Annotated in this window: 10 protein-coding genes; 8 read left to right on the forward strand and 2 right to left on the reverse strand. The window is 43.8% G+C overall.

What is annotated here, in order from left to right:
• Positions 1-48: 48 nt before the first annotated feature.
• The 7 genes from FN815_RS00675 (at position 49) to FN815_RS00705 (ending at position 12,943) form a co-directional block, all read left to right on the forward strand.
• Complete coding sequence (locus tag FN815_RS00675) at positions 49-3,093, forward strand: TonB-dependent receptor (RefSeq protein ID WP_142452667.1); 3,045 nt, start codon at positions 49-51, stop codon at positions 3,091-3,093.
• 99 nt (positions 3,094-3,192) lie between these two features.
• Positions 3,193-5,829: a T9SS type A sorting domain-containing protein gene (locus tag FN815_RS00680; protein WP_142452668.1), complete on the forward strand. Its 2,637-nt coding sequence runs from the start codon at positions 3,193-3,195 to the stop codon at positions 5,827-5,829.
• 273 nt (positions 5,830-6,102) lie between these two features.
• Complete coding sequence (locus FN815_RS00685) at positions 6,103-7,932, forward strand: sodium:solute symporter family protein (RefSeq protein WP_142452669.1); 1,830 nt, start codon at positions 6,103-6,105, stop codon at positions 7,930-7,932.
• A gap of 39 nt (positions 7,933-7,971) precedes the next feature.
• A complete protein-coding gene (locus FN815_RS00690) occupies positions 7,972-9,162 on the forward strand; it encodes a glycoside hydrolase family 130 protein (RefSeq protein ID WP_142452670.1) in 1,191 nt (396 codons plus the stop codon).
• A 6-nt stretch (positions 9,163-9,168) separates the two neighbouring features.
• Entirely contained in the window at positions 9,169-10,449 is a 1,281-nt protein-coding gene (locus tag FN815_RS00695) for an AGE family epimerase/isomerase (RefSeq protein WP_142452671.1), read from the forward strand.
• Between the two features lie 25 nt (positions 10,450-10,474).
• On the forward strand, positions 10,475-11,776 hold the full coding sequence (locus FN815_RS00700) for a glycoside hydrolase 5 family protein (protein ID WP_221930202.1): 1,302 nt from the start codon (positions 10,475-10,477) through the stop codon (positions 11,774-11,776).
• A 12-nt stretch (positions 11,777-11,788) separates the two neighbouring features.
• The gene (locus tag FN815_RS00705; RefSeq protein WP_142452672.1) at positions 11,789-12,943 is read left to right on the forward strand and encodes a glycoside hydrolase family 26 protein; all 1,155 of its coding nucleotides are present in this window, start codon (positions 11,789-11,791) and stop codon (positions 12,941-12,943) included.
• A 24-nt stretch (positions 12,944-12,967) separates the two neighbouring features.
• Here FN815_RS00705 and FN815_RS00710 read toward each other — a convergent pair whose 3' ends face one another.
• Both FN815_RS00710 and FN815_RS00715 read right to left on the reverse strand, forming a co-directional pair.
• On the reverse strand, positions 12,968-13,234 hold the full coding sequence (locus tag FN815_RS00710; protein ID WP_142452673.1) for a type II toxin-antitoxin system RelE family toxin: 267 nt from the start codon (positions 13,232-13,234) through the stop codon (positions 12,968-12,970).
• Positions 13,231-13,431: a hypothetical protein gene (locus FN815_RS00715; protein WP_142452674.1), complete on the reverse strand. Its 201-nt coding sequence runs from the start codon at positions 13,429-13,431 to the stop codon at positions 13,231-13,233. The genes FN815_RS00710 and FN815_RS00715 overlap by 4 nt, the downstream gene beginning before the upstream one ends.
• 92 nt (positions 13,432-13,523) lie before the next feature.
• Here FN815_RS00715 and FN815_RS00720 point away from each other — a divergent pair, with 92 nt between their 5' ends.
• Positions 13,524-14,513, forward strand: a complete 990-nt coding sequence (locus tag FN815_RS00720; protein WP_142452675.1) for an aldo/keto reductase — start codon at positions 13,524-13,526, stop codon at positions 14,511-14,513.
• The last annotated feature ends 158 nt before the right edge of the window (positions 14,514-14,671 follow it).

A 14,671-nucleotide genomic window follows, 5' to 3' on the forward strand; every position in this document is an offset into this window, starting at 1 on the left:
TTTTTAACTTTGCGCAATACTCTCAGCTAATTACAACCAACAAGAAATATGCGGAAACTTAGTACTATATTTTTAACGCTCACCTTTCTATTTATGTATCAGGCAAATGTGCATGCACAGGGTACGGGGAATATTGAAGGAGTGATTACAGAAGCCGGAACTGACGAACCTTTATTTGGGGCAAACGTTATTATCGCTGGAACCAGTAAAGGGGCGGCAACAGATATCGAAGGTGCTTTTCTGATACGCAATGTAGAGGCAGGCACGCAAACGCTCAGAATTACCTACCTGGGATACCGGACTATTGAGGAAACGGTAGAGGTAGAAGCCGGAGAAACGATTGAAGTCAACTTTAGGCTGGAATGGGCCGGTGTTGAAGGAGATGAGATTAATATCACAGCGCAAGCACAGGGGCAAATTAGTGCCATTAACGAGCAGTTAGCCTCAAATACCATTTCAAATATTGTATCAAGTGACCGTATTCAAGAGCTCCCGGATGTAAATGCTGCGGAATCTATTGGTCGCTTGCCGGGTATTTCCATTCAACGTTCAGGAGGCGAGGCCACGCGTGTGGCTATTCGGGGACTGGCACCAAAATTTAGCACAGTTAGTGTGAATGGGGTACGGGTTCCCTCAACCGGTGCAGACGACCGAAGTGTTGATTTATCCCTTATTTCATCAAATATGCTGGATGGTATCGAGGTGAAAAAAGCAATTACTCCGGATATGGATGCTGATGCCATTGCAGGCTCCATTGATTTGAAATTAAAGGATGCGCCGAAAGGTTTGAAGTTTGATGTACAAGCTCAAGGTGGCTATGCGCAATTGCAAGACTATTATGGTAACTACAAAGTTAATGCTACCGCCAGTAACCGCTTTTTAGATAACAAACTGGGCGTTATAGCTACTTTTAATACGGATGAGTATGATCGCAGTGCGGATAAGTTTTCTGCAAATTACGGGCGATCAAGTGACCCACAAACCGGTGAGACGACGGTACTCATCGAATCAATTACATTAAATGAAGATAATGTAACTCGTGGCCGTACAGGGGCAAGTTTACTGTTAGACTATGTTTTGCCTAAGGGGCAGTTAAAAGGAAATATGTTCTTTACCCGTTTACAAGGAGATGTGTTAAACCGTAACAATGAGATATATAACGGATATGATAATCGCCATCGTTACAATTTGAATTTGACTGATTATACTACGTCAATTATGACTTCTCAGTTGGCTATCGATCAGGATTATGGCTGGGCTTCTTTTGATGCGGGTGTTTCCTATTCAACCTCAAGATCAGAAAATCCCAGAGATTATTCATTTCAGTTTGTTCAGGAATCAAATGTCATCATGTCTGAGGATACTGATACTACCCAAGCTTTTTCCAGATATCCCGGAATGCATCCTAGTGAGGTAATTCCCTTTATTACTCCAGATGATGAAGAGACCCGATTAGCGAATGTAATAATTAATGATATTACACGAGATGAAGAAAATTACTCTGTACAGTTTAACGGTAAGATTCCATTCGATTTTGGAGAATTTTTTAATGGACACATTAAAACTGGCTTCAAATTTCAATGGTTAGACCGAGTCAACGATGAAAATTCTATAGGGAAAACAAATTTTCAATACGGAGGCTATTCAGGAAGTTCATCTAATGCGGAATATCTGCGCTGTGCAATGGAAAATGTAGGTGGCACCTTGAATGGCTATGCCATAGATGAGTTGGTCATAGATAATTATGGTTGGATACCCATGACATTCCTAATGAATGATTACTCCAGAGATGATTTTTTAAGTGGTTTTAAAGGAGATTGGCCTATTGGATATACGATGGACCCAGATGCGATGGTTACTTTTGCTAACGCCATAGAATCCTGTGAAAACTCTTCTGGTGAACGGGCTATTAAGGAAAGGGTAGCCGAAAGCCGTGCTAATGATTATAAAGGCGAAGAGCGTTATTCTGCTGGATATGTGATGTCAGAGATTAATCTTGGAGAGTATGTAACCCTGATACCCGGGGTACGATTTGTAAATGATTATTCACGATACGAGGCAGAACAATTTCGTGAGGTAAATGTGAACAATACGCAACGACCTCCTACAGAATTGGACACGCTTGATCGTGTTCGTGATTTTAACTTTGCACTTCCAATGGTTCATCTTCAAATAGACCCTGTTGATTGGTTGAAGATACGCCTTGCAAGAACTGAAACTTTAGCACGTCCCGATTATACGCAGTATATCCCAAGAACAAATATCAATTACCAAGGCGATCAAATTCAGGCCGGTAACTCTACACTAAAGCCATCAACTTCTGTTAATTATGATGCTTCTGTTTCAGTGTATGAGAATAAAATTGGGTTATTTACGGCTTCTGTTTTCCATAAACGTATTGAAGATTTGGTGCGTTGGACTCGTCTATATTCTGTGACGTTGGATGAAATCCCGGAAGGATTAAATATTCCTGATGGCTGGCTAACAGAAAATCCAAAAATTGATACGTTTATTAACAGTCCTAATGATGCTACTTACCGTGGTATAGAATTAGACTGGCAGACAAACTTCTGGTATTTGCCATCGTTCTTAAAAGGGTTGGTTCTGAATGTAAATTACACCCGAATATTCTCTAATACCGACTATGAGTGGAAATTCCGTACCGAGGAATGTATCAGAAATTGTGGTACACCCCGTCCAATTTATACGTCCGTTTTTAAAGATACTTTAAGAACGGACGCCCGGATGCTTGATCAACCGGCACATATTGCTAACGTGACTATAGGTTATGATTACAAAGGATTTTCAACCCGCTTATCCTACTTATATCAAACCGACCGATTGACAGGTGTTAACGAATCATCACCTATTCTCGATACTTTTTCAGGAGAATATCAAAGATATGATCTTCAGATTAAACAACGGTTTACTTCTTACCTGGAAGCTTTTGCCAATTTCAGTAATCTGACTAACCGACCTGACAGAAACTTCCAGGGGGGCGAGGGAAACTCTGAAGCCTTAGGATCAGGAAGTCCAACCTATATCGAATATTACGGCTTCACCATGGATGTTGGAGTACGACTTAGATTTTAACCAACCATTTTTCGAGACAGCAGGCATGGGATTCCTTGCCTGCCGCCGGAAAAGAAAATCACAAAACAAAACCACACCAAACCAAGCTAGGAGATAAACATGAAGAACAATTACATACTGATGTTTTTTACCCTGATTTTAGGGGCAGTATTGCTCCCGGCACAGGCTATGGCTCAGGATGAGGCATTCTATACAGAGTGTCCTACCGACCAGGCTGAATGCTGGGTAGAGTGGCATTCCGGGGATTTTAACCCCATACCGAATGCCCTCAGGAATACTATTGCAAATGACACATTACGTCCAGATAACAGGATATATATGCTCGAGAGAGGAGGGATATACTATGTGCGTGCAGCCATCGAATACAACGATTTTCACTTACGATTAGTGGGAGACCCTAATCCGCCCGCTGAAGGCCCCGACTTTGGCCCACCGGTCATTCAGCTTACTGTTAATGAAGATGGAAGTGAAAATGGACGGATTATTACCGTTGGTAATGACCTTACGATGAAAAACGTTTGGGTGACTAACCAGGATACGGAAGGTTCAAGAGCTGGTTATCTTCCAATTTTTGTTGAAGCCCAAGGCGCCCGTATCACGGTTGATAATTCCGTATTCGAGCGCAGTAATTTCTCTCTGTTTGGATTTTCCAGCGGAGGTAATAAGGTATATTTCACCAATAACGTAGTACGAAACCACGATAACAAGACCCAGCAATGGGAAGGTAGAGGGTTAGTATTTAGTAGTGGAGCCGATTCGGTTATTGTTGAAAACAACACCTTTTTTAACCTTGGTATGACGGTTATTCAATCTGAAGTTGAACCACTTCAGTATGCACGCCTGGTACATAATACCATGGTAAATATTGGCCGTATGTTTAACACAGGTGGGATCTGGCAGGAAGCATATATTGCCAACAACCTGAATGTGAACCACTACTGGCACGGAGAAGGTCATGATGATATTGTTGGAGACCGAGATTACCCTTATACCGGATATTTCACGATTGCCCCAATGCCTCCAGCTTATGGATTGGACGCCGGCCGACGTATCGTATACACCAACAACTCACACTGGAGAGATCCACAGTTTGAAGCCTATTATGCTGATACCATTCGATCTCAGCCACTGTATAATGCTCAAACCGACTCTATGTTCGAGAACTTTGATGCCATGTATAAAGGTCAGGATTTTGCAACCAACCCAGGACTAGTTTCTTACACCGAAGCTCCTGAAGTGGATCAATTCCCTGAAACTTCGTTCCCATTAGAAGACTTGGTACCTGAGCAGATCCAAAATATTCAGGATTTGAGAACCGGACAACCTACCCCATTTAACAGCTGGTTGTGGGATCCAGGCAGAGATCCGGATCTCTACGTAGCGGCTAACTTTGTATGGCCACTGCCTGAAAACTTCACATATTCTAACAGCGATCTAATGGATGCCGGTACGGATGGTTTACCTTTGGGTGACTTGAACTGGCAGGATGAAAGCGCCATGAGTGACTGGGAATCTAACCGTGACACCTATGTGGAAGAAATTGAAGCCCTTGCCGGTGATGAAATTGAACTCGTAGTGGTAGGAGAAGCCCAGGCCGAGGATGGCAGTATGGAAGGTGAAGCTGCTGTTGATGTATTTGATGGCTTTGCTTATTACATGATGGAAGCAGGTGGCTTCATTGAGTGGACTTTTGATGTTGAGACCGCCGGAACCTATGATCTCAATGTACTTACCAATCTCGAAGGTAATGGCATTCGTGGACAGCGCGTAATTCTTACTAACGAAACCTATCCAGAAGGACTTTCTCTGAAAGATCCATGCGGTTGGGGTGAATATCTATGGGATGCAGTAGATGATGCTGGTGGCTGTAACCCACATGTTGGCATTCCAACGGAAGAGTGGGTATGGACCCGAATTAACAACTCAGAACTACACCCAGAACAATCTCCTGACGGACTGGTACTGCCTGCTGGCACCAACACACTCCGTCTTGAGCCATCATGGGGTTACCAAAGCTTTTCTACCATTGAGGTTTTAGAAGCAGGAACTGAAAATGTAGCTATTGAACTTACCATTCCCAATGCTACTGCCAACCTGGTACAGCCAAACGGTTTAGTACCTGACGAAAACGGTGAAGCTGCTCCCTGGGTTGCTACCGGATTTAAATCTGTAAACTTAGGATCTAACGGTTCAGTAACCATGAACTTGGATTTCCCTTCTGATGGAACGTACTTAGTTCGAGGTTTCTATCAGTCAGAAGCAGGTGGATCAGGTACAGTTTCTTTAAATGGCACCGAAGTTAGCACGTTTGATTTCGTAGCCGATGAAGAAGGGAGCAACTTCCTGACCGATGAATTTGAAGCCACTGCAGGTGCACATACTGTGACCGTTGCCGGTTCCGGTGGAAGCTTGGACTACGTACAGCTTATTGAAATGGGTGTAGCCACTTCAAATGAAATCAGTGAAATGCCAGAAGGATATGAGCTTTCACAAAATTACCCGAACCCGTTCAACCCAACTACCAAGATCAATTATACCATTCCTGAAGCCGCCAATGTGCAGCTGAGTGTGTATAACATTCTTGGCCAAAAGGTTGCAACACTTATGGACGGCCGACAGTTTGCCGGATCTCACACTGTAAACTTTGATGCCAGTAACCTTGCTTCCGGTGTGTATTTCTATCAGCTGAAAGCGGGTGAAGTTGTTCACCAACGTAAAATGACGCTGATCAAATAATCACCTTCCATATTTGATCATCGACAACTACATCATATAGTTTTTGGGGTGAGGCCCCGAGCTTCACCCCATTAACTATTTTTTTTGATAATTCTTTTCAATAATAGCTTAGGCTATTAAGGAATTACTGCCTGTTCTAATCTACCAGTAATTCCTTAATAACCTGATCACTACTGATTTACTGAATTGAGGCCTCATGTTCGGCTAACAAATTAATTAGGTTTCTTCCTATTCAACTTTAAAACAAGCATTTAACTTTCTACAGATTATAAAATGAGACTAGCCCTTGTTGATGCTCTAATCATATTTGCCTACCTGATCATAACGGTTGTTATTGGATTGGTCCTAAAGAAAAAGGCACAAGAGTCAAAAAACTCATACATGCTGGGGGGGAATGAACTGCCCTGGTACATGTTGGGTCTCTCCAATGCTTCTGGAATGTTTGATATTTCAGGGACGGTATGGCTGGTTACCATTCTTTTTGTGTATGGGATGAAAAGTGTCTGGATTCCGTGGCTATGGCCGGTATTCAACCAAATCTTCTTGATGGTATTCCTGGCTATGTGGCTGAGGCGTTCCGGTGTAACCACAGGGGCGGAATGGATCAGGACCCGTTTTGGCTATAAACAAGGAGCCAAGCTATCGCATATCATTGTTGTGGTGTTTGCGCTTATAATGGGCTTGGGTTATCTCACCTATGGCTTTATTGGTTTAGGCAAATTTGTAGAGATTTTTGTGCCTTGGGAATTCCTGAGTCAATATCTGTTTTTTGATATCCCGGATCAGTATGTGGCTCATTTCTATGGCATTATATTTACTATATTTGCGGTTTTCTATTCTGTATTGGGTGGTATGCGCAGTATTGTTTGGGCCGATTTGGTACAGTTCATCATTATGGCCATATCCGGAATTGTGATTGGGGTGATTGCCATGCAAGCCCTTATGGATAACCCATTGGCCGTTCCTGATGGCTGGATGAACCCATTTTTTGGCTGGGAGCTCAACATGGATTGGTCTGGGATTATCGATGAAGTCAATCAGAAAATAAAAGAGGATGGTTTCGGACTGTTTACCATCTTCTTTATGATGATGGTTTTCAAAGGTGTCTTGGTGAGTTTGGCCGGACCGGCTCCCAACTACGACATGCAAAAAATCCTTTCCACTAAATCCGTTCGGGAAGCTGCACTGATGAGTGGTTCGGTATCTGTGATCCTGATGCCCATCCGTTATTTCATGATTGCGGGTTTTGCTATTCTTGGCCTGCTTTATTACAACCAATTAGACCTTGTAGTACCCGGCCGTGGTATTGATTTTGAACAGGTATTGCCGGCCACCATGGTAGAATTTGCTCCCGTTGGGGTGATGGGATTATTGCTGGCGGGATTGCTCGCAGCATTTATGTCTACTTTCGCCGGCACCTTAAATGCTGCACAGGCTTATACTGTAAATGACATCTACCTGAAGTACATCAACCCGGATGCCGATAACAAACAGATCTCGTCTATGAACTACATAACGGGCGTGGTGATTGTGCTTATCAGTATCGTGTTCGGCTTCTTTGCCAAGGATGTTAACGATGTGCTCCAGTGGATTGTATCGGGGCTGTATGGAAGCTATGTGGCTGCCAACGTGTTAAAATGGTACTGGTGGAGATTTAACGGCCATGGATTTTTCTGGGGCATGGTCGGAGGACTTATCCCGGCACTTACCTTCCGGTTCATCTTTCCGGGAGTGTTGGATCTATACACCTTCCCGCTCATGCTGCTGATCTCAGTTATCGCCTGCCTAATTGGAACCTATATGGCGCCACCGGTAGAAGAGGATGTACTTAAAGACTTTTATAAATCCGTTCGTCCATGGGGCTTCTGGAAACCTATCCACGATAAGGTAGTGGCTGAAGACCCCTCATTTGAGAAAAACACCAACTTTAAGCGGGATGCCTTCAACGTATTCATAGGAATCATCTGGCAAACTGCGCTGGTTATTTTTCCCATTTACCTGGTTTTAATGGAAGTAGTGCCACTGGCCATCAGTATAGCCATTGCGGTAGTTACTTCAATCATCCTCAAGAAAACCTGGTACGACAAGCTCCCCGCGGAGTAAAAACTCACATCATCGAATTAGATACCAAAATATTAATCAATGAGTATTACCAATAATACAACCGACGTATTCGAAGAGCGGAAAAAGAAGCTCTCTGATCATTATAAATCTATTATTAACAAAGAAAATAAGCCGCAGAATATTAGCAACGGTATCTACACTAAATATCAGAATCCGGTGGTAACCCGGCATCATGTACCATTAGAATGGCGTTATGATTTTAACCCTGAAACCAATCCTCTGTTCATGGAGCGTTTGGGAATTAATGCCGTATTCAATCCCGGTGCCATGAAATTTGATGGCAAATATATCCTGATGTGCAGGGTAGAAGGCACCGACCGAAAATCTTTTTTCGGTGTTGCCGAAAGTGATTCCCCGACAGAGGGATTTCGTTTCTGGGATGAACCGGTAGTGATGCCTGAAACAGACGATCCGGACATAAACCTGTACGATATGCGCCTCACCGAACATGAAGATGGCTGGATTTACGGCATTTTCTGCACCGAACGCAAAGACCCTGATGCCGATCCATTTGATAAGAGCAGTGCTATTGCCCAGGCCGGTATCGCACGTACCAAAGATTTGAAGAAGTGGGAACGTCTGCCGGACCTTAAAACCTCATCCGACCAGCAGCGCAATGTGGTATTACACCCCGAATTTATAGATGGCAAATATGCACTTTATACGCGTCCCCAGGATGGCTTCATTCAGGCTGGATCGGGTGGAGGTATCGCATGGGGACTTACGGAAGACATCACCCAAGCTGAAGTTGGTGAAGAAACGGTCATAGATGAGCGTCTTTATCACACCATTAAAGAAGTTAAGAACGGACAGGGACCTCCGCCTCTAAAAACCGAGGAAGGATGGATTCATCTGGCTCACGGGGTGAGGAATACCGCTGCCGGACTGCGGTATGTGCTCTATCTCTTTGTAACTGAACTGGACAAGCCCTGGGTAATTAAATATGCACCCGGCGGACACTTTATTGCTCCTTATGGACCAGAGCGCGTGGGAGATGTTTCTAATGTAGTATTCACAAACGGTTGGATTCGTGACGAGGACGATTCCGTTCATATCTATTACGCTTCATCCGATACGCGTATTCATGTAGCCGAGAGTTCTATTCAGCAGCTTCTGGATTATGCCAAAAATACCCCGGCCGACGAATTACGGTCCGCGGCAAGTGTGCAGCAACGTGTGGACTTGATTGAGCGAAATAAGAAGTGGTGAGGTCTCATGGAAATAACCGTAGAGCAAGCAATTGCTAATCTCCAAGAGGAGCTTAAAGCTGAACTACTCTCAGACATTGTTCCTTATTGGCTCAATAATACTGTGGACCATAAAAATGGCGGGTTTATTGGTCGGATCACCTATGACAATGAACCTGTATTTGATGCAGGCAAAGGAGCAATCCTGACAGCCCGTGTACTTTGGACTTTTTCATCCATTTATCGCCGGATTCAGAAAGAAGAATACCGCACGATGGCTGATCATGCTTACAAATACCTTACCAGCAAGCTTTGGGATGAAGAATATGGCGGGGTGTATTGGATGGTTACAGCCAATGGAGAGCCAAAGGATACCCGAAAACATGTATATGTACAGGCTTTTGCTATTTATGCTTTGTCTGAATATTACCTGGCCTTCCATAAAGAGGAAGCGCTTGAACAGGCGAAAGAGTTGTATCATCTGATTGAGGATAAATGTACTGATAGTGAAAATGGCGGCTACTATGAGTCATATACCTACGCCTGGCAGTTGATGGACGATGTTCGCCTCAGCGACAAGGACATCAACGAGCCCAAAAGCATGAATACCCATCTCCATGTGCTGGAAGCTTATACCAACCTGTATCGTTGCTGGCCTGATGAACTTGTAGCCGAGCGCCTTTCCCAGCTGATTGACATATTTGCCGGTCACATTGTGAATCCGGAAAGAAGTTCAATGCATACCTTTTTGGGTGAGGATTGGGAGCCAAGATCAGACGAAATTTCATTTGGCCATGATATTGAAGCAAGTTGGTTGTTGATTGAAGCAGCTGAAGTACTTGGAAATTATCCCCGAAGAGAAGAGGTGAAATCCATCAGTCTGTCGCTGGCCAAAGCCGTGATGAAAGATGGGTTAGATCAGAATGGCGGTTTACTAAATGAAGCCGATTCGTCCGGTATCACCGATGATAACAAAGACTGGTGGCCCCAGGCCGAAGCCATTGTGGGCTTTTATAATGCCTGGCAGCTCACAGGTGATCCTGAATTTTTGGCGGCCTCCTGCAGTGTTTGGGATTTTATACAGAAATATGTGCTCGATAAGAAATATGGAGAATGGCACGAAAAAGTGACCCGGATGGGTGTACCTCACAAGTTGGATAAAGTACGTTCCTGGAAATGTCCCTATCATAACAGCCGGGCTGTTTTAGAAATTTTGGCACGTAGTGAGAATTCCCAGAATATACTTTCGCCTTCCAAACTGGGTGAATTGATCCAGGTTAATACAACTTCAAAGAAAGAAAAATCATAAATACATCAACGTTTATTATTCATTTATGAAGCATTTATATAACCGTTTATTTGGGTATCTATTTATCTTAACTCTGTTCTTTGGCGCTTGTTCAGTCAAAAAAGAAAAGCCTTCGTCAGACTTTGTTACCGTTGATGGAATCCGCTTCGTGGTATCCGATACTACCTATAGTTATGTGGGTACCAACTTTTGGTATGGCGCCTATCTTGGGCAAGCTGGAGAACTGGGTAACAGAGAGCGTTTAAAGAAAGAACTGGATTTCTTAGTAGGTCACGGCATCACCAATTTGCGGGTGATGGGAGCTTCCGAAGAGTCTGTTTTTGATAATTCTCTGGATCCTGTCTACATCAATGAAGATGTAAGCTACAACGATGATTTGTTGATTGGGCTGGATTATTTACTGGCTGAAATGGATAAACGCGGAATGAAAGCCGTGATCTTCCTGAATAACTACTGGGAATGGTCGGGGGGTATGTCGACCTACCAAAGCTGGTATTCGGATCAGGAAGCCATTGATCCCGCCGATGGAGACTGGCCGGGCTTTATGGACTTTTCCGCTGAATTTTACAAGAATGAAGAAGCCAATCGTGCCTGGAGAGATTATATAGAGCAGCTCATTAAGCGCGAAAATACAATCACGGGCAAACCTTATTACGAAGATCCAGCCATCATGGCCTGGCAACTGGCGAATGAGCCGAGACCAGGACAGGGAGAAATCACCCAGCAAAAACATGATATTTACGTGGAATGGGTGGAAGAAACGGCGGCTTTTATCAAAAGCCATGACCCGAATCACCTGGTTTCAACAGGAAGTGAAGGGGAGATGGGCAGCCTGAATTCCATGGATATTTTTGTGGATGCGCATGACTCGGAATACATTGATTACCTGACTTTTCACATGTGGGCCAAAAACTGGAGCTGGATCGATCCTTACGATATGGAAGGTACCTATCAGAATGCGTTGGATAACGCGGCTGCATACATTGAATCGCACGTAGCTGTGGCTGATTCGCTCAATAAACCCATTGTGATGGAGGAGTTTGGTTTTCCTAGGGATGGCGAATCGTACGAGCGAAACAGCCCGGTTCAATACCGGAATCTCTATTATGAAATGGTGTTTGAAAAAGTGGAGCAGTATGAAGCTTTTGCCGGTTCAAACTTCTGGAGCTGGGGCGGATTTGGAGAAGCTCAAAACGAAGACTTCTGGTGGCAACCCGGCGATCCTTTCACCGGTGACCCCCCGCAAGAGCCTCAGGGATTGAATTCTGTGTTTGCAGATGATTCAACTACGCTTCAGATCATTAAAAATCACGCCGAGAATTTATAAACCAACGACTGTATGAAATTTTTTTCTGCTCTTTTACTCATTACTATTATCGTGCTTAGTGCAGGTTGCAATAACTCACAAGAGGAACAAAAAACGGAGGCCGTGGACTTATCTATTGACCAGGAAGCAACAGCCGAGACCGTTGCTCTTTATAACAACCTGAAGGAAGTTGCTAAAACCCATGTGCTGTATGGCCATCAGGATGATTTGGCCTATGGCTATAGCTGGTGGGCGGAGGAGGGCCGCTCGGATGTGAAAGAAGTGACGGGTTCTTATCCGGCCGTGTATGGCTGGGAGCTTGGTAATTTACGACAGGATACCGATGTAAACCTCGATGGCGTTTCCTTTGAGAAAATGAAAGGCTGGATTCAGGAAGGATACGAGCGGGGTGGTGTCATCACTATTGCCTGGCATATGAATCATCCGGTAACGGATGGAGATAGCTGGGACCGAACGCCAGCTGTATCTGCAATACTGCCCGGCGGCGAAGAGCATGAAAAATTCAACAACTGGCTGGATAAATTTGCGGTTTATGTCACGGATTTAAGAGGAAAAGACGGGGAGCTGATACCGGTCATATTCCGTCCTTACCATGAGCATACCGGCTCGTGGTTTTGGTGGGGAGATGAGCAAACGACAGTGGAAGAGTATGTAGCCTTATGGCGCTATACAGTGGAATATCTACGGAATGAAAAACAGGTGCACAATCTGTTGTGGGCTTATTCTCCTGATGGGCAAAGCGGCCGGGCTCTATCCAAATACTTTGAGAAATATCCCGGTGACGATTATGTGGATATTCTCGGACTGGATGACTATGGAAGTTTAAATGACCGTGATCCGGGCGAATTCAGTGATGACTTGGCCTGGCTGGTTGAGGAGGCCAAAAAACGAGATAAGATTCCCGCATTGACAGAAACCGGGGTAGAAACCATCCCAAATGAAAACTGGTGGACCGAACAGGTTTTGGTTGCACTGGAAAGCAATCCCAAAGCTAAAGGAATTGCATATGTGTTGACCTGGAGGAATGCCAATTACGAACGGGAGCAACGCGAACATTTTTATGCCTCGCATCCCGAACATCCAAGTGCACCGGATATGAAAGCCTTCCGCGATACGGAACTCGTGATGTTTGAAGATGAGCTTCCGGATTTGTATACATTGGATTAATCGGTGCTTGGTATCAAAATACTTTTAGGGAAAGAGACGGTAGATATCTTTGCGATGTGCAACACGAACCAATTCAAGAGTATCTTCGTGCAGATAAAGTCCTATGCGATAATCCCCAGCACGGAGTCGAAAGGCATTTTTTTCTCCTTTTATAGACTTAATATTGGTGATTTTTTTAAAATCATCTACTTTTTTAGCTTTTTGAATCGCCCTTTTGATTTGTTGACGCGTATTTCGGTCATTAATTTTCGAAAGGTCTTTCTTAAAGGAAATAGCGTAGATGATTTTCATTTTTCATCCAGCATCCGCATAATATCTTCTTCCTCTACATATTCTGATCGATCTGCTTCTCTCATAAGTACAGCCATGCCAAGATCTTCCATTTCTTCTTCTGTGATGATTTTTGAATCAATTCCCATTTTCTTCAAAAGCTCACGAGCTTGTCTTAATTCGGCTTTATTTCCACTTTTAGCTATAATTGCTTCCATTTCAATTCCTCTTTTTTCAAAAATATACTTTGATTTTCTTTTAGGTTCAATTTGACCACTTTAATTGTATAAATCGACTACATAATAAGAATATGAATTTTGCATCCAATCGCTACCAAAAAATACCCTACAGACATGTTGGAAACAGCGGATTAAAATTAGCCCCTTTATCGCTGGGCTTATGGCATAATTTCGGAGGTAAGGCAGATTTAGATAATGCCCGGGAGATACTAAAAACTGCTTTTGATCATGGTATTACCCATTTTGATCTTGCCAACAACTACGGTCCGCCTCCGGGTTCGGCTGAAGAAAATTTTGGAAAGATTCTGCATTCCGACTTCAAGGGTTACCGGGATGAGCTGATAATTTCCACCAAAGCAGGCTATAAAATGTGGGAGGGACCCTATGGAGAATGGGGTTCTCGCAAATACCTGATTTCCAGCCTCGATCAGTCCTTAAAACGTATGAAGCTGGATTATGTGGATATCTTCTATCATCATCGACCAGATCCCAATACGCCACTGGAAGAATCCATGCGGGCTTTGGATCACATTGTGCAATCGGGGAAGGCTTTGTATGTAGGTATTTCGAACTATGGCGGAGAGCGAACACGCAAGGCTAAAGCCATATTGGATGAGTTGGGCACGCCGTTTATCATCCATCAACCCAAATACAACATGTTTGTTCGAGAACCTGAAACGGATTTATTCCCCGTACTTCGGGAAGAAGGCATAGGGTGTATCCCATTTTCTCCGCTACAGCAAGGCTTGCTCACCAATAAATACATTGATGGAATTCCTGAAGATTCCCGCATTGCGGATCCGGAAGGATTTCTCCAGGAGAATGATTTGACGCAAGAACGCCTGGATAAAATAGTGGCGCTAAATAAAATCGCAGAAAAAAGGGGCCAATCGCTTGCTCAGCTGGCATTAATCTGGGTACTTCGTGACCCGGTTGTTACATCAGCCCTGGTAGGAGTGAGTCGCAAAGAGCAACTGTTGGATAACCTAGCTGCCCTGGACAATATGGAGCTATCCGAAGAAGAAGAGCAACAGATTGAGGGTATATTAGGTGCAAGTTGATAGGTTCAATGTGCAAGTCAGAGTATTGCTGAGACGATACTTTTGAGTCAGTCTATTGTCTTTCTCGCAAACACCTCTCATCCCGAATGTTCGGGAGAATAGCTGTTTTGTTTGATCTCTCCTCAAGGAGTGACTTTTCAAGCTAACATTACAGCTAA

It is taken from the genome of Gracilimonas mengyeensis (assembly GCF_900182705.1).
Lineage (GTDB): Bacteria > Bacteroidota > Rhodothermia > Balneolales > Balneolaceae > Gracilimonas > Gracilimonas mengyeensis.

Excerpts from the sequence above, each read along its gene's own strand:
- FN815_RS00675 (WP_142452667.1), top strand. The coding sequence starts at position 49 with ATGCGGAAACTTAGTACTATATTTTTAACGCTCACCTTTCTATTTATG.
- FN815_RS00680 (WP_142452668.1), top strand. The coding sequence starts at position 3,193 with ATGAAGAACAATTACATACTGATGTTTTTTACCCTGATTTTAGGGGCA.
- FN815_RS00685 (WP_142452669.1), top strand. The coding sequence starts at position 6,103 with ATGAGACTAGCCCTTGTTGATGCTCTAATCATATTTGCCTACCTGATC.
- FN815_RS00690 (WP_142452670.1), top strand. The coding sequence starts at position 7,972 with ATGAGTATTACCAATAATACAACCGACGTATTCGAAGAGCGGAAAAAG.
- FN815_RS00695 (WP_142452671.1), top strand. The coding sequence starts at position 9,169 with ATGGAAATAACCGTAGAGCAAGCAATTGCTAATCTCCAAGAGGAGCTT.
- FN815_RS00700 (WP_221930202.1), top strand. The coding sequence starts at position 10,475 with ATGAAGCATTTATATAACCGTTTATTTGGGTATCTATTTATCTTAACT.
- FN815_RS00705 (WP_142452672.1), top strand. The coding sequence starts at position 11,789 with ATGAAATTTTTTTCTGCTCTTTTACTCATTACTATTATCGTGCTTAGT.
- FN815_RS00710 (WP_142452673.1), bottom strand. The coding sequence starts at position 13,234 with ATGAAAATCATCTACGCTATTTCCTTTAAGAAAGACCTTTCGAAAATT.
- FN815_RS00715 (WP_142452674.1), bottom strand. The coding sequence starts at position 13,431 with ATGGAAGCAATTATAGCTAAAAGTGGAAATAAAGCCGAATTAAGACAA.
- FN815_RS00720 (WP_142452675.1), top strand. The coding sequence starts at position 13,524 with ATGAATTTTGCATCCAATCGCTACCAAAAAATACCCTACAGACATGTT.